This window comes from Pseudomonas sp. UBA2684, from assembly GCA_002354655.1.
In the GTDB taxonomy this organism is placed as follows: Bacteria; Pseudomonadota; Gammaproteobacteria; order Pseudomonadales; family Pseudomonadaceae; genus Aquipseudomonas.
In genome coordinates, this window is sequence record DELY01000050.1 from 323,406 (window position 1) to 339,022 (window position 15,617).

The window sequence follows — 15,617 nt, forward strand, 5'->3', positions numbered from 1 at the left end:
TCGCGGCTAAAGCCGCTCCCACGTGATGGCGGTCTGCATCAACATTTAACGGGTACAGAGCCTAAATAAGGGCTCTTCACGGGTCAGCCGGAAACAAGGCCGTGCCTGGCAGGCAAGCGCAGCAACCGCGTAGGCTGGGTTAGCGGCGCCAGTTCCGGCTGCTTGCGCGCAGAACCGCATACGCGTCTAACCCTGCCTACGGAAGCGCGGGTTCTTGCTGAGACAGCCCAGCGTACGGCCAAACCTGCACCCACCCTACGCAATCGGGCGGCTATGTCAAAGTTGCGCCTTCACCGCGGCCAGGCCATCGCCGCCGTCGCGGCTGTTGACGCCCTGCAACCAGCCGTCGAGCACCGCCGGGTTGGCTTGCAGCCAGGCCTTGATCGCCTCGGCATTGCTCGCTTGCTTGCTCAGCACCTGGTCCATGATGGCGTTCTCCATGTCCTGGGTGAAGGTCAGGTTGCTCAGCAGCTTGCCGACGTTCGTGCACTGTGCGGCATAGCCTTTGCGGGCCAGGGTGTTGACGCTGCCGCTGGCACCGAAGTACTTCTCGCCGCCCTTGAGGTAGCGCATGTCGTATTGCACGTTCATCGGGTGTGGGGTCCAGCCGAGAAATGCCACGAACTGCTCGCGCTTCACCGCCCGGCCGACCTGCACCAGCATCGCCTGTTCGCTGGACTCCACCAACTTCCAGTCCTTCAGGCCGAACTCGTTGGCGTCGATCATCTGCTTGATTGATTCGTTGGCCGGCGCGCCGGAGCCGATGCCGTAGATTTTCTTGTCGAACTTGGCGGCGTGCTTTTCCAGGTCGGCGAAGGTCTTCACCCCGGCCTCGAAGGCATAGGTCGGCACGGCCAGGGTGTACTCGGTGCCGCCGAGATTCTCCACCAGCTTGTCGACCTCGCCGCTGGCAACGAATTTGTCGTAGTTGCTTTGCTGCGCCGGCATCCAGTTGCCGAGGAACACGTCCACCTGGCCCTTCTGCAAGCCGGCGAAGATGATCGGCACTGCCAGGGTCTGGGTCTGCACCTTATAGCCGAGGCCATCGAGCAGGAAGCTGGCGATGCCGTTGGTCACGGCGATGTCGCTCCAGCCGGGATCGCCCAGTTTCACCGTGGCGCAACTGGCGTCCTCGGCCTGGGCCTGGAATGTGGTGGCGGCCAGTAGCAGGCCGCCGGCGAACATTATGCGTCGTGTGTGCATGCCTTCTCTCCCCTCAGCTTCTTGGTTATGGGTACAGCGTGGATCATCCGCCGTCGGTAATCTCCCGCGGTCAGGGTTGTGGATAACGGGCGCGGCGCTCCAGGTCATCGAGGTCGATGTGGTTGCGCATGTATTGTTGGCTGGCATCGACCAGGGGTTGATGGTCCCAGCTTTTCAGCGTGCCCTGGCTCAGCGCCTCGGCGACGAAGCGCCGCCGGCGTTGGCTGGCCAGGGTCGCCTGGTGGATCGCCGGGATGTTCCAGCGCGCGCGGGCTTCGTCGACGAAGGCGCTCAGCATGGTCTGGTGATCGGCGCTGGCGGCGAGGTTTTCGCGCTCCTGCGGGTCGTGGTGCAGGTCGAACAGCAGCAGCGGGTCCTGCTCCGAGTAGATGAATTTCCAGGCGCCGCGGCGAATCATCATCAGCGGGCTGGTGGTGCCTTCGGCCATGTATTCGCCGAGCACTTCATCGTGCCCGCCGCTGCCGTGCAGGTGCGCCAGCAGTGAGCGGCCGTCCAGTGGCAGGTCGGGTTCGAGAGTGCCGCCGGCCAGCTCGACGAAGGTCGGCAGCAGGTCCAGGGTCGACACCGCCTGGCTCACGCGGCGGGCGCTGAAATGCTTCGGCGCATGCACCAGCAGGGGCACGCGGGCGGCCATCTCGAACCAGTGCATTTTGTACCAGAGGCCGCGCTCGCCGAGCATGTCGCCGTGGTCGCCGGAGAACACGATGAGGGTGTCGTCGGCCAGGTTGCAGTCGCTCAGGGTCTTCAGCAGCTTGCCGATATTGCTGTCGATGTAGCTGCAGGCGCCGAAGTAGGCACGCCGCGCATCCTTGATCTTGTGTTCGGGCAGCGGCTTGTCCCACAGGTCGATGACTTTCATCAGGCGCTGCGAATGCGGGTCCTGCGCGGCTTGGTCGATGACCTGGCTGGGCAGCGGAATGTCGACGTCCTGGTAGAGGTCCCAGAATTCTGCGGGGATGGTGTAGGGGTCGTGCGGGTGGGTCATCGACACGGTCAGGCAGAACGGCTGTTCGGCGCTCATGCGCGCGTGGTCGTAGAGGTACTGCTGGGCCTTGAACACCACTTCCTCATCGAAATCCAGCTGGTTGGTGCGCACGCATGGCCCGGCTTGCAGCACTGAGGACATGTTGTGGAACCAGCTCAGGCGTTCCTCTGGGGCGTCCCAGTTCACCGCCCAGCCGTAATCCGCCGGGTAGATGTCGCTGGTCAGGCGCTCCTCGTAGCCGTGCAGCTGGTCCGGGCCGCAGAAGTGCATCTTGCCCGACAGCGCGGTGCGGTAGCCGAGGCGGCGCAGGTAGTGGGCGTAGGTCGGCACATCGGCGGGGAAGTCGGCGGCGTTGTCGTAGGCGCCGATCTTGCTCGGCAACTGGCCGCTGACCAGGGTGAAACGCGACGGCGCGCAGAGTGGGCTGTTGCAGTAGGCCGCATCGAACACCACGGCCTCTGCGGCCAGGCGCATCAGGTGCGGCATCTTGATCGGCGAGGCGGCGTCGTGCAGCGGCAGAATTGGCGCGGCCATCTGGTCGGCCATGATGAAGAGGATGTTCGGGCGTTTCATGGCAGCCTGTGTTCCATATAAAAGATTTATGCGACAGTGCTGCTTCGATCATCAGGCCAAGTGGGATAGCGGTAAACCCGCTGTGAATACATGGCTCGGATAAGCACAGCTTATGTTTGAACGCATTGATGGATTGTCTCTGGACGTGCTGCGCGTGTTCGAGGCCGCTGCCCGCCACCTGAGTTTTACCGCCGCCGCCACCGAGCTGGGCAGCAGTCAGCCGGCGATCAGCCAGCAGATCAAGCGCCTGGAGCAGCAGTTGGCGGTGCGCCTGTTCGACCGGGTGTACCGCGGGATTGCCCTGACCGAGGCCGGTGAGGTGCTGTTGCACTATGTCCAGGAAGGGCTGGAGAGCCTGGATGCCGGGTTGACGGTGGTCACCGCGCAACAGCAGCACGAGGTGTTGCAGGTGGCCACCGACTTCGCCTTCGCCGCCTACTGGTTGATGCCGCGCCTGCAACGCTTCAACCAGTTGTACCCCGAGGTGGATGTCAGCCTGATCACCAGCGCGCGCGACCTCGCCAGCCTGTCGCCGGAGATCGACGTGGCGATCAGTTTTGGCGACGGGCGCTTCAAGCATGGCGAGGCGCACCTGCTGTTCGGCGAGGAAGTCTTCCCGGTGTGCAGCCCGCGCCTGCTCAAGGGCCAGATGCTGCCCCTGCCGCCCGCAGCGTTGGTGAACTTGCCGCTGCTGCACCTGCGCCCGGAAAGCCGCTCGCGCTGGTTCGACTGGAGCGGCGTGTTTCGCGCTTTCGGCATCGCCGAGACGCCCAGCCCAGGCAGCCTGCGCTTCGATAACTACACCCTGCTGATCCAGGCGGCGATTGCCGGCCAGGGCGTGGCCATCGGCTGGCGTCACCTGGTCGACGAGCTGCTCACTCAGGGGCTGCTGTGCCGGGCCTGTAGCGGCGAGGCGCATTCCGACTTCGGTTATTACGTGGTGTTGCCCGAGCGCAAACGCCGCCAGCGCCTGACCGGGCAGTTCGTCGAGTGGTTGCAGACCGAGCTGGCGCGCGAGGCCGCAACGCCCTGAAGGCGCTCCGCCGAACGGACGAAATGCCGCGTTGCAGGCGCCCTACACTGCAAGCAAGGCCGTTGATTTCCGTATACTGTCGCGGCCAAAACCCGCCGTTCTGGCCCTCCTCCACTTAGCCCGTGAAGCGCCGCCGTGAAAATCCGTCAGTCGATAGTAAGCCTGCTGCTGTGCAGCTGCGTTGTAGTTGCATCGAACCTCCACGCCGCCAACAAGGCCGCGCCGCGCCAGGAACTGGCCGCCGGCAGCGCCCTGCTGGTCGACCTGAAAACCAACGAAGTGCTCTACTCGAGCAACCCCGATGTGGTGGTGCCGATTGCCTCGGTGACCAAGCTGATGACCGCCATGGTCACCCTGGATGCCAAGTTGCCGCTGGATGAAGTGCTGCCGATCGTCATCCGCGACACCGAGGAAATGCGCGGCGTGTTCTCCCGCGTGCGGGTGGGGAGCGAGCTCAGCCGCCGCGACATGCTGCTGCTGGCGCTGATGTCCTCGGAAAATCGCGCCTCGGCCAGCCTGGCGCACCATTACCCAGGCGGCCACACGGCTTTTATCGCGGCGATGAACGCCAAGGCCCGCGCCTTGGGCATGAGCCGCAGCCGCTTCGTCGAGCCGACCGGGCTGTCCGAGCACAACGTCGCCACTGCCAACGACCTGGTGCTGCTGCTCAAAGCCAGCCAGCAGTACCCGCTGCTCAGCCAACTGAGCACCACCGCGGAAAAAACCGTGGCCTTTCGCAAGCCCAACTACACCCTGGGTTTTCGCAACACCAATGCCCTGGTGCGCAAAGCCAACTGGAATGTGCAGCTGACCAAGACCGGCTTCACCGATGAGGCTGGGCACTGCCTGGTGATGCGCACGGTGATGAACCAGCGCCAGGTGGCGTTCGTGGTGCTCGATGCCTTCGGCAAATACACCCACATGGCTGACGCCAACCGCCTGAAGAAGTGGCTGGAAACCGGCAAGATCACTCCGGTTCCGGCCGCCGCGATCAGCTACCGCCAGCAGAAAATGGCCCAGCGCCAGCTGCATGCCACGCAGTAAGCGCCAGGGCGGGCGTTAGCCCAGCAGTGCGCGCCGCCGCCGTTACAGGCGGGCGCCGCGTACACCTTCAGCCAGCTGGCTGCACAGGCTGAGCACGCCATCCACGGCCTGCTCGGTGGTGGCCGCGTTGGCGATCTGGTCGATCAGCGCCGAGCCCACCACCACGCCATCGGCCAGGCGAGCGATGGTCGCCGCATGCTCAGGAGTGCGGATGCCGAAGCCGATGCACAGTGGCAAATCGGTGTGCCGGCGCAGGCGGGTCACGGCTTGCTCGACGTGCTCCAGGGTGGCCGCACCGGCACCGGTGACACCGGCCACCGAGACGTAATAGACGAAGCCGGAGCTGCCGTTCAGCACCTTCGGCAGGCGCTTGTCGTCGGTGGTCGGGGTGGTCAGGCGGATGAAATCGAGGCCCGCGACTTGTGCCGGGTCGCACAGGTCGGCGTTATGTTCCGGCGGCAGGTCGACCACGATCAAGCCGTCGACGCCCGACTGCTTGGCTTCGGCGATAAAGCGCTCGACGCCGTACTTGTGGATCGGGTTGAAGTAACCCATCAGCACCAGCGGCGTGGCCTGCTCGCCCTCGCGGAATTCGCGGACCATCTGCAGGGTCTTGGCCAGGTCTTGCTGGCCTTCCAGCGCACGAATATTCGCCAGCTGGATGGCCGGGCCGTCAGCCATCGGGTCGGTAAACGGCATGCCCAGTTCGATCACATCGGCACCGGCTTTCGGCAGGCCCTTGAGAATCGCCAGGGAGGCGTCATAGCCCGGGTCACCGGCGGTGACGAAGGTCACCAGGGCGGCGCGGTTCTGTTGTTTCAGCTCGGCAAAGCGGCTTTGCAGGCGGCTCATCAGTGTTTCTCCTGCGCGGTGTTTTCCATGTGGTGCATAACGGTCTGCATGTCTTTGTCGCCACGGCCGGACAGGTTGATCACCATCAGGTGCTCCTTGGGCAGCTTCGGCGCACGCTTGAAGGCTTCGGCCAGGGCGTGGGCGCTTTCCAGGGCCGGGATGATGCCCTCCAGGCGGCAGCAGGTGTGGAACGCGGCCAGGGCTTCGTCGTCGGTCACCGAGGTGTATTCAACCCGGCCGACGTCGTGCAACCAGGCGTGTTCCGGGCCGATGCCGGGGTAATCCAGGCCGGCGGAAATCGAGTGGGCGTCGATGATCTGGCCATCGTCGTCCTGCAGCAGGAAGGTGCGGTTGCCGTGCAGCACGCCGGGTACGCCACCGTTCAGGCTGGCCGCGTGCTTGCCGGTTTCAATGCCGTAACCGGCGGCTTCGACGCCGACGATCTGCACATCCTTATCGTCGAGGAACGGGTGGAACAGGCCGATGGCGTTGGAGCCGCCGCCGATGCAGGCCACCAGGCTGTCGGGCAGACGGCCTTCCTGGGCGAGAATCTGCTCGCGGGTTTCCTTGCCGATCACCGCCTGGAAGTCGCGCACCATCGCCGGGTACGGGTGCGGGCCGGCCACGGTGCCAATCATGTAGAAGGTGTTGTCGACGTTGGTTACCCAGTCGCGCAGCGCTTCGTTCATCGCATCTTTCAGGGTGCCGGTACCGGCGACCACTGGGATCACGGTGGCCCCCAGCAGCTTCATGCGGAACACGTTGGCCTGCTGGCGATCGATGTCGGTGGTGCCCATAAAGATCACGCAATCCATGCCGAAGCGCGCCGCCACGGTGGCGGTGGCCACGCCGTGCATGCCGGCGCCGGTCTCGGCGATGATGCGTTTCTTGCCCATGCGCCGCGCCAGCAGGGCCTGGCCGATGCAGTTGTTGATCTTGTGCGCGCCAGTGTGATTGAGCTCTTCACGCTTGAAGTAGATCTTCGCGCCGCCGCACATCTCGGTCAGGCGCTCGGCGAAATACAGCGGGCTCGGGCGGCCGACGAAATCACGCTGGAAGTAGGCCAGCTCCTTGAGGAATTCCGGATCGGCCTTGGCCTTCTGGTATTCGGCGGCCAGGTCGTGGATCAACGGCATCAGGGTTTCGGCGACATATTGGCCGCCGAACGAGCCGAACAGGCCGGTGGCGTCAGGGCCGTTGCGCAAGGAAGTCATGGTGTTCTCCTGTGAAGTCGGGCCGGTAAACGCAGGGTTTACCGACAATGGACATAGGATAAGGCTGTGGGCTGCGCGGCAAAAGCGATAAGATCGCCGCAACCTGTCAGGAAAACTCACACATGAGCCAGGACCTTCCACCGCTTAATGCCCTGCGTGCCTTCGAGGCCGCCGCGCGTCTGCTCAGTGTCAGTCTGGCCGCCGATGAGTTGCACGTCACTCATGGCGCGGTCAGCCGGCAGATTCGCGCGCTGGAAGAACACCTCGGGCTGGCACTGTTCAGCAAGGACGGCCGCGGCCTTAAACTCACAGATTCCGGTATGCGCCTGCGCGATGTCAGCAGTGAGGCCTTCGAGCGCCTGCGTCTGGTCTGCGCCGAGTTGCAGCAAGACCAGGCGCACGCGCCGTTCGTCCTGGCCTGCCCCGGCAGCCTGCTGGCGCGCTGGTTTATCCCACGGCTGGATCGGCTCAATCGCGAGCTACCGGAGCTGCGCCTGCAACTCTCGGCCAGTGAGGGCGAGCTGGACCCGCGCCGCACTGGAGTGGACGCCACCCTGTGCTTCGCCGAGCCGCCCTGGCCGGCGGATATGCAGGTCTACGAGTTGACCGTGGAGCGTATCGGCCCGGTGCTGAGCCCGCGTTACGCGCGCTTTGCCGCGCTGCACCAGGCTCCGCCCGCCGCGTTGCTCGGCGAGCCGCTGCTGCACACCAGTTCGCGCCCGCAGGCCTGGCCGAGCTGGGCGGCGCGCAACGCTCTGGACAGCGCGGCGCTCAAGCTTGGCCAGGGCTTCGAGCACCTCTACTACCTGCTGGAGGCGGCGGCCGCCGGCCTCGGCGTCGCTATCGCGCCGCAACAGCTGGTGGCCGACGACCTGAGTGCTGGGCGGCTGGTCGCGCCCTGGGGCTTTGTCGAAACCCCGGCGCGCTTGGCGCTGTGGCTCCCGGCGCGGCGCCTGGACAAGCGCGGCGAGCAGTTGGCCGACTGGTTGCGTCATGAATTGGCCAGTGCATGACGTATTTTTGACTATCACCTTTAGTTTGGCTGGATATGCCAAATATATGTCACGAATTTGTGCCGGATCGACTAGCGTTTTAACTATCCATCAGTGGAGAAAACGCTATGTCGGACCACCACACCTACAAGAAGATCGAGATCGTCGGCTCGTCGAAAAACAGCATCGATGAGGCGATCAACAATGCCCTGGGCGAGTGCGCCAAATCGATCCGCAACCTCGATTGGTTCGAAGTGGTGGAAACCCGCGGCCATATCGAAAACGGCAAGGTTGGCCACTACCAGGTGACCCTCAAAGTCGGCTTCCGCATCGGCAATAGCTGACGTCCGCACCGCGCTGCCGCGTGCGGATCGTTGCCGCTGGGCAGGCCACGCGCCCTGCTTGCTTACTCACGGGTGCCTATAGCACTGAAAAGTGCCTGCTGGTCGCGCGCCCTTGGAATCCTTAGGATAAGCCCCACTATTTAACTCGGGTATTGGCGCGCTGGGTGCGCCAATGGCACCGTGTAACCAGACAGGTAGGGCCGATGAGCGCGTTAGCAGAGAGCAAATTTTCCACCCTCGATCTTGCATCAATCCGCGCAGACGGCGGCCCCGAGCAGGCGCTGCGCAATTCCCTGGCTTTGGCCCAGCATGTCGAAAAGCTCGGCTTCACCCGCTTCTGGGTGGCCGAGCACCACAACATGGATGGCATTGCCAGCTCGGCGACCGCCGTGTTGCTCGGCTACCTGGCCGCTGGTACGTCGACCATCCGCGTCGGCTCCGGCGGCGTGATGCTGCCCAATCACGCACCGCTGGTGATCGCCGAGCAGTTCGGCACCCTCGCCACCCTGTATCCAGGGCGGATCGACCTGGGGCTGGGCCGTGCGCCGGGCTCCGATCAATTCACCGCCCAGGCGTTGCGCCGCGCGCGCTCGGGTAGCGCCGACGACTTCCCCCAGGATGTCGAGGAATTACAGCGTTACCTCGGCCCGCGCACGCCGGAGCAGCGGGTGATCGCCATGCCGGGCAGCGGCACCAACGTGCCCATCTGGTTGCTCGGTTCCAGTCTGTTCAGCGCCCAGTTGGCCGGCGAGAAGGGCCTGCCGTATGCCTTCGCCTCGCACTTCGCGCCGCGTTACATGCACGAGGCGATTCGCGTCTACCGCAACCACTTCAAGCCATCCGCCGTGCTCGACCAGCCCTACGTGATGCTCGGCGTGCCGCTGCTTGTGGCCGACAGCGACGAGCAGGCCAACTACCTGGCGACCTCGGCCTACCAACGGATTCTCGCCTTGATCCGTGGCCAGAGCATGCTGCAACAGCCGCCGGTGCGCAGCATGGAGGGGCTGTGGTTGCCGCATGAGAAAGAGGCAGTCAGCAGTTTCTTCGGCATGGCCATGATCGGTGGCCCGGACAAGGTGCGGGCGCGCCTGGAGCTGCTGCTGGAGCAAACCGGCGCCGACGAGCTGATCTTCACCTGCGACCTGTACGACTTCGCCGACCGCCTACATGCCTTCGACCTCCTCGCGCAGCTGCGCTGAGCTGGGTTTCAGCCACGTCGATTCGGTAGGGTGGGTTAGTGGCGCTGAGGCGGGCTGGCAAAGCGACTGCGCAATGGGTGCGCCACGTAACCCCCCCAGCGCTAATCGGCCTAGCCCCTCTGGTGGGTTACGGCGCAATTGACTATGCAGCAGCCGCTAGTCCGTGGTCTCGTGCCTAACCCACCCTACGCATTACCGCGTCCCAGACATTGCCTAGCCGGCCCCACGCTTCAACACATAACGGGGAGCCTAGAAAATGCCGCAGCGCAGCACCTTGCCGCGGGCCAGCACGTTGCGTTGCTCGTCGTAGAGCCAGGCCTGGGCACTCATGACCAGCGCGCGCGCCTCCAGGCGATAGCGCTGGCCGGCCTGGAAGTCGTCATAGCGCACGCGAATCTCGCAGGTGCGCTGAATCGGCTCGGACATCAGGTTGCCGCCGCCCTGCACTTCGAACTGAAAGCGCGCTTGCAGTTCGTGGGCACCCGGAGGCACCTGGAAGTAGCGTCCATCGTTGAGGCGTTCGCCGTCGAGCTTGTCGGCCATCAGCAGATCGCTGGCCGTGGTGTACAGCTCAATCCAGGCCTGGCCGGGGTCGGGCTTGGGCACGGGTGAAGAACAGGCACTGAGGACGAACAGGCTGGCAAGCAGGACGATGGGGCGCATGGCGATCATCTCGGTGGTAGCGGTGAGGGTTGCAGCATAGCGCTGTTCGCTCTACAGCTCGCCGCAACGGCCTTCGCGGCCGCGCGCCAGCAAGCGATTCTGCGCATCGTAGAGCTTTGACCAGGCGCGGAAGCCGATGTTTCCGGCCACCAGGCGATAACGCTGGCCGGCGCTGAAGTCCGCGTACTGAAGCAGCACCTGGCACGTGCGAGGCTGACCTTGGCTGTTCGCGCCCACATTGCTGGCGGCCACCCTGAAACGCAGGTGGGCTTGCAGCTCATGGGCGCCGGGGCTGACCTGGAAAAAACGTGGGTCGTCCAGCGGCTGATCGTCCACGGCGGCGGCCAGCAGCTCGCTGGACGCATGCGGGTGCAGCTCGATCCAGGCCTGCTGGGGGTCGTGCGCCGGCAGCCAGGCGCAGCCGCCCATGGCAAGTACGGCGGTGAACAGCAACGGCATGCGCATGCAGGGCTCCGAAAGCGGACGCGGTGAAAAAACGGCTGAGCGACAGCGCCGACTGGCGGGTGCCGCGTGCGATGCAGTAGTGTCGCGGCATGTCATCGTCTCTCCTCTGCTTACTCGACCATTGCTTACGCCGCGCGGTTCCGCTGTTCGCCGCCCTGGCGCTGAGCGGTTGTGCCAGCGTCAGCTATTACGGGCAATTGCTCGCGGGCCAGCTCGACCTGTTGCAGCGCCGCGAGCCGGTGGCGGCGATTCTTGCCGACCCCGCGCGCGACCCCGAACTGCGTCGGCGCCTGGCCCTGGCCCAGCAGGCGCGCGACTTCGCTAGCGCCCAGCTGGGCTTGCCGGATAACCGTAGCTATCGGCTGTACGCCGATCTGCAGCGGCCGTTCGTGGTGTGGAACCTGTTCGCCACGCCAGAGTTCTCGCTCGCGCCGCAACTGCACTGCTTCCCCATCGCCGGCTGCGTGGCCTATCGCGGCTACTACCGCCAGGGCGGCGCGCGCGGGGCGGCGGCGCTGCTCAAGCAGCAAGGCCTGGACACCTACCTGGGTGGGGTCGAGGCGTACTCGACCCTGGGCTGGTTCGACGACCCGATCCTCAACAGCATGCTGCGCTGGAGCGACGAACGGCTGATCGCGGTGATCTTCCACGAGTTGGCGCATCAGCAGTTGTATGTGGCCGACGACACCGCGTTCAACGAATCCTTCGCTACCTTCGTCGAGCAGCAAGGCCTGCGTCAGTGGCGTACGGCGCGCGGTTTAGCGCCTGCCGATGTGCAGGGCGCGCAGCAGCGCGACCAGTTCATCGCCCTGGTGCTGGCCAGTCGCGACCGCCTGGAACAGCTGTACGCCAGTGCGCTGCCGGTGGCGGCCATGCGTGCCGGCAAGCAGGCCGAGTTCGAACGCCTGCGCCGCGAGTACCGCAGCCTGCGCGCGCGCGAGTGGGACGGTGTCGGGCGTTACGACGCCTGGATCGAGGCGCCGTTGAATAACGCCAAGCTGCTGCCATTTGGCCTCTACGATCAGTGGGTGCCGGCGTTCGCGGCGTTGTTCAGCGAGGTCGCTGGCGACTGGCCGCAGTTTTACCTACGCGTCGCGGCGTTGGGCGCGTTGCCGCTCGAGGCGCGTACCCAGGCACTTGAACGCTTAGAACTTGCTGAGCGGCGCGCCGGTCAAACGCAGGCGAGAGAGGAGGTTGGCGATGAACCGATGGACAATGGTCGTGGTGCTTGGCCTGTTGAGTAGCGCTGCGCTGGCAGCACCCAAGCCGTGCGCAGAGCTTAAGCAGGAAATCGAAGTGACGATCCAGGCCGCTGGCGTGCCCAGTTACACCCTGGAGATCGTCAGCAACGACGAGGTGCACGACCAGAGCATGGTGGTCGGCAGCTGCGACAACGGCACGAAGAAAATCATCTACCAGAAAAACGGCTAAATGTTGGATGGGGGGGGCCGCCTAGGAGGGGCCGCCTAGGTGGGCCGCCGGGCCGCCACGCAGGCCAGGCCAGGCCAGTCAGGCGGCGCCAGCCACCGCGATACCCAGCCTAGGCTTTATCCCAGCAAGGCCTGGTGCAGCTCGGCCAGGGTCTGGAAGTGATAGGTCGGCGCCTCGCCCTGCAATTCCTCGATGCTGCCAAAGCCATAGCCCACCGCCGCCGCGTGTAGGCCATTGCGCCGCGCGCCGATCAGGTCGTGCTTGCGGTCGCCGATCATCAGGCTCTGCGCCGGCTCTAGGCCTTCTTGTTGCAGCAGGTAGTGGATCAGCTCGACCTTGTCAGTGCGGGTGCCGTCCAGCTCGCTGCCGTAGATCACCTTGAAGTGCCGGGCAAAGTCGAAATGCCGGGCAATCTGCTCGGCAAACACGGTCGGCTTGCTGGTGGCGATATACAGCGTGCGGCCCTGCTCGCCGAGCGCCGAGAGCAGCGCCTCGACCCCTTCGAAGACACGGTTCTCGTACAGCCCGCTGACTTTGAAACGCGCGCGGTAGTGGTTGACCGCCTGCCAGGCCGTGGCTTCGTCGAAGTGGTAACTGTGCATAAAACACTGCAACAGCGGCGGGCCGATAAAGTGCTCCAGCGCCTGTAGGTCCGGCTCGTCGATACCCAACTGCGCCAGGGCGTATTGCACCGAGCGGGTGATGCCCTCGCGCGGGTCGGTGAGGGTGCCGTCGAGGTCGAAAAGGATGTTCTGGTAGTGCAGTCCGTGACCAAGCATCAACGGGTATAGCCTTCCATCAGGTGCTGATCTTTCAAGCGCACGTAGTTGTCGGCGCTGTAGCGGAAGTAGCTGCGCTCCTTGTCGCTCAGTGCGCGCGCCTGTTTGGCCGGGCTGCCAACGTACAGGTAGCCGCTTTCCAGGCGCTTGCCCGGTGGCACCAGGCTGCCGGCGCCGAGCACCACTTCGTCCTCGATCACCACGCCGTCCATGACGATGCTGCCCATGCCGATCAGCACCCGGTTGCCGATGCTGCAACCGTGCAGGGTGACCTTGTGCCCGATGGTCACATCGTCGCCGATGTTCAGCGGGTAGCCGCCGGGGTTGAACGGCCCGGCGTGGGTGATGTGCAGCACGCTGCCGTCCTGCACGCTGCTGCGTTCGCCGATGCGGATGCTGTGCATGTCGCCGCGAATCACCACCAGCGGCCAGACCGAACTGTCGGTGCCAATTTCCACGTCGCCGAGGACCACGGCGGAGGCATCGACGAACACCCGCTCGCCGAGTTGCGGGGTGAAGTGTTGGTAACTGCGTATCGCCACGATAGAAACCTCTTGAGCTGCGATTTGCCCGGATTCTAATTAAGATGCAGGGCATACGGGTTGTTAAATGCCTTGCTTGGCCCAATAACCCAATTCTCTCCTTCGCATTACAGGTGCTTGCCCGTGACTGCCAGCAATCCCCTCCTGCAGCAATTCGACCTGCCACCCTATTCCGCCATCCTGCCGGCGCATGTCGAGCCGGCGGTGGACGCGATCCTCACCGATAACCGGGCAGCGCTCGTCGAACTGCTTAGCCAACAGTCTGGCACACCGAGCTGGGATGGCCTGGTGCTGGCGCTGGACGAGCTGAACGATCGCCTGGGGCGGGCCTGGAGCCCGGTCAGCCACCTCAATGCGGTGTGCAACAACGCCGAGCTGCGCGCGGCCTATGAAGCGTGCCTGCCGAAGCTGTCCGAATACGCCACCGAACTGGGGCAGAACCGCGCGTTGTTCGAGGCCTATCAGGCCTTGGCCAGTAGCCCGCCGGCCGCCGGCTTCGATGTGGCGCAGCAGACCATCCTCGAACACGCCCTGCGCGATTTCCGCCTGTCCGGTATCGACCTGCCGATCGCGGAGCAGCAGCGCTACGGTGCGGTGCAGATGAAGTTGTCGGAGCTGGCCAGCCGCTTCTCCAACCAGTTGCTCGACGCCACCCAGGCCTGGACCAAACACGTCACCGACGAAGCCACTCTGGCCGGGCTGACCGACTCGGCCAAGGCGCAGATGCAGCAGGCGGCCGCCGCCAAGGGCCTGGACGGCTGGCTGATCAGCCTGGAATTCCCCAGCTACTTCGCGGTGATGACCTACGCCGACCACCGCGCCCTGCGCGAAGAGGTCTACGCCGCCTACTGCACCCGCGCCTCCGACCAGGGGCCGAACGCCGGACAGCACGACAACGGCCCGGTGATGGCCGAGATCCTCGACCTGCGCCAGGAACTGGCCGGCCTGCTCGGTTTCGCCAGCTACAGCGAGCTGAGCCTGGCCAGCAAGATGGCGGAAAGCACCGACCAGGTGCTGAACTTCCTGCGTGACCTCGGGGTACGCGGCAAGCCGTTCGCCGCCCAGGATCTGCAAGAGCTGCAAGCCTTCGCCGCCGAGCAGGGCTGCAACGACCTGCAAAGCTGGGACGTCGGCTACTACAGCGAGAAACTGCGCGAGCAGCGCTACAGCATTTCCCAGGAAATCCTCCGCGCCTACTTCCCCATCGACAAGGTGCTGACCGGCCTGTTCACCATTGTCGAAAAGCTTTACGGCATCCAGATCGAAGAGCTGTCCGACTTCGACAGCTGGCACCCGGACGTGCGCTTGTTCGAGATCAAGGAGAACGGCCAGCATGTCGGGCGCTTCTTCTTCGACCTCTACGCCCGCGCCAATAAGCGTGGCGGTGCCTGGATGGACGGCGCGCGCGACAAGCGTCGCGACGCCGCCGGCAAGCTGATCAGCCCGGTGGCCAACCTGGTGTGCAATTTCACTCCTGCCGTCGGTGGCAAGCCGGCGCTGCTGACCCACGACGAAGTCACCACCCTGTTCCACGAATTCGGCCACGGCCTGCACCACCTGCTGACCCGCGTTGAGCACGCCGGCGCTTCGGGCATCAATGGCGTGGCCTGGGATGCGGTCGAGCTGCCGAGCCAGTTTATGGAGAACTGGTGCTGGGAACCCGAGGGCCTGGCGCTGATCGCCGGCCACTACCAGACCGGCGAGGCGCTGCCGCAGGACCTGCTGGACAAGATGCTGGCGGCGAAGAACTTCCAGTCCGGGCTGATGATGGTGCGGCAGATCGAGTTCAGCCTGTTCGACTTCGAACTGCACGCCAGCCATGGCGACGGTCGCAGCGTACTGGAGGTGCTCGAAGGCATCCGCGCCGAGGTCTCGGTGCTGCGTCCGCCGGCCTACAACCGCTTCCCCAACAGCTTCGCGCACATCTTCGCCGGCGGTTACGCGGCGGGTTACTACAGCTACAAGTGGGCCGAAGTGCTGAGCGCCGATGCCTTCTCCAAATTCGAGGAAGACGGCGTACTCAACCGCGACACCGGGCGCGCCTTCCGTGAGGCGATTCTGGCGCGTGGCGGCTCGCAGGAACCGATGGTGCTGTTCGTCGACTTTCGTGGCCGCGAGCCGCGCATCGATGCCCTGCTGCGCCACCTTGGCCTGAGCACGGAGGCGGCATGACAGACTGCGTGAGAACTACTGCGCTCGGTTATCCTGCGTTAAAAACAGGCTCGGGAAGCTCATTTACAGCCAGTAAACTCCGCTTCCTCGCCTGTTTTTGCCTTG

16 protein-coding genes are annotated in these 15,617 nt (G+C 64.7%); 8 read left to right on the plus strand and 8 right to left on the minus strand.

The features are described from left to right. Nucleotides 1-276: 276 nt before the first annotated feature. Nucleotides 277-1,185: a choline ABC transporter substrate-binding protein gene (gene choX, locus B3M58_RS19205; RefSeq protein ID WP_296221702.1), complete on the minus strand. Its 909-nt coding sequence runs from the start codon at nt 1,183-1,185 to the stop codon at nt 277-279. Between the two features lie 88 nt (nt 1,186-1,273). Next, nucleotides 1,274-2,782, minus strand: coding sequence for a choline-sulfatase (gene betC / locus B3M58_RS19210; protein ID WP_296221532.1), 1,509 nt, complete (start codon nt 2,780-2,782; stop codon nt 1,274-1,276). Nucleotides 2,783-2,894: 112 nt separating this feature from the next. Between betC and B3M58_RS19215 the strand changes: the two genes are divergently transcribed. Both B3M58_RS19215 and pbpG read left to right on the plus strand, forming a co-directional pair. Continuing rightward, nucleotides 2,895-3,815 carry a choline sulfate utilization transcriptional regulator gene (locus B3M58_RS19215; RefSeq protein WP_296221534.1) on the plus strand — a complete coding sequence of 307 codons (921 nt, stop codon included), beginning with the start codon at nt 2,895-2,897 and terminating at the stop codon, nt 3,813-3,815. 135 nt (nt 3,816-3,950) lie between these two features. Continuing rightward, nucleotides 3,951-4,859, plus strand: a complete 909-nt coding sequence (gene pbpG, locus B3M58_RS19220) for a D-alanyl-D-alanine endopeptidase (protein WP_296221536.1) — start codon at nt 3,951-3,953, stop codon at nt 4,857-4,859. Between the two features lie 42 nt (nt 4,860-4,901). On the opposite strand, the gene trpA is transcribed toward pbpG, so the two are convergent. Both trpA and trpB read right to left on the minus strand, forming a co-directional pair. Then, nucleotides 4,902-5,711 (minus strand): tryptophan synthase subunit alpha, encoded by an 810-nt coding sequence (trpA, locus tag B3M58_RS19225; protein ID WP_296221537.1) that lies wholly within the window; start codon nt 5,709-5,711, stop codon nt 4,902-4,904. Further along, complete coding sequence (gene trpB / locus B3M58_RS19230) at nt 5,711-6,925, minus strand: tryptophan synthase subunit beta (protein WP_296221538.1); 1,215 nt, start codon at nt 6,923-6,925, stop codon at nt 5,711-5,713. The genes trpA and trpB overlap by 1 nt, the downstream gene beginning before the upstream one ends. Before the next feature lie 122 nt (nt 6,926-7,047). Here trpB and B3M58_RS19235 point away from each other — a divergent pair, with 122 nt between their 5' ends. The 3 genes from B3M58_RS19235 (at nt 7,048) to B3M58_RS19245 (ending at nt 9,460) form a co-directional block, all read left to right on the plus strand. Continuing rightward, nucleotides 7,048-7,938 carry a LysR family transcriptional regulator gene (locus tag B3M58_RS19235; RefSeq protein ID WP_296221539.1) on the plus strand — a complete coding sequence of 297 codons (891 nt, stop codon included), beginning with the start codon at nt 7,048-7,050 and terminating at the stop codon, nt 7,936-7,938. Nucleotides 7,939-8,045: 107 nt separating this feature from the next. Continuing rightward, entirely contained in the window at nt 8,046-8,261 is a 216-nt protein-coding gene (locus B3M58_RS19240; protein WP_296221540.1) for a dodecin, read from the plus strand. A gap of 203 nt (nt 8,262-8,464) precedes the next feature. Beyond that, the gene (locus B3M58_RS19245; protein ID WP_296221541.1) at nt 8,465-9,460 is read left to right on the plus strand and encodes an LLM class flavin-dependent oxidoreductase; all 996 of its coding nucleotides are present in this window, start codon (nt 8,465-8,467) and stop codon (nt 9,458-9,460) included. A 249-nt stretch (nt 9,461-9,709) separates the two neighbouring features. Here the strand turns inward: B3M58_RS19245 and B3M58_RS19250 are convergent, their stop codons facing one another. After that, nucleotides 9,710-10,123, minus strand: a complete 414-nt coding sequence (locus B3M58_RS19250; protein ID WP_296221542.1) for a hypothetical protein — start codon at nt 10,121-10,123, stop codon at nt 9,710-9,712. A gap of 51 nt (nt 10,124-10,174) precedes the next feature. Further along, complete coding sequence (locus B3M58_RS19255) at nt 10,175-10,588, minus strand: hypothetical protein (protein ID WP_296221544.1); 414 nt, start codon at nt 10,586-10,588, stop codon at nt 10,175-10,177. Between the two features lie 89 nt (nt 10,589-10,677). Here B3M58_RS19255 and B3M58_RS19260 point away from each other — a divergent pair, with 89 nt between their 5' ends. Both B3M58_RS19260 and B3M58_RS19265 read left to right on the plus strand, forming a co-directional pair. After that, nucleotides 10,678-11,832, plus strand: coding sequence for an aminopeptidase (locus tag B3M58_RS19260; RefSeq protein ID WP_296221545.1), 1,155 nt, complete (start codon nt 10,678-10,680; stop codon nt 11,830-11,832). Next, nucleotides 11,789-12,019, plus strand: a complete 231-nt coding sequence (locus B3M58_RS19265) for a DUF1161 domain-containing protein (protein WP_296221547.1) — start codon at nt 11,789-11,791, stop codon at nt 12,017-12,019. The genes B3M58_RS19260 and B3M58_RS19265 overlap by 44 nt, the downstream gene beginning before the upstream one ends. 116 nt (nt 12,020-12,135) lie before the next feature. On the opposite strand, the gene B3M58_RS19270 is transcribed toward B3M58_RS19265, so the two are convergent. Next, entirely contained in the window at nt 12,136-12,783 is a 648-nt protein-coding gene (locus tag B3M58_RS19270; RefSeq protein WP_296221703.1) for an HAD family hydrolase, read from the minus strand. Between the two features lie 14 nt (nt 12,784-12,797). Continuing rightward, complete coding sequence (locus tag B3M58_RS19275; RefSeq protein WP_296221548.1) at nt 12,798-13,340, minus strand: gamma carbonic anhydrase family protein; 543 nt, start codon at nt 13,338-13,340, stop codon at nt 12,798-12,800. 123 nt (nt 13,341-13,463) lie between these two features. On the opposite strand from B3M58_RS19275, the gene prlC reads away from it, so the two are divergent. Next, a complete protein-coding gene (prlC, locus tag B3M58_RS19280) occupies nt 13,464-15,512 on the plus strand; it encodes an oligopeptidase A (protein WP_296221549.1) in 2,049 nt (682 codons plus the stop codon). Nucleotides 15,513-15,617 lie beyond the last annotated feature (105 nt).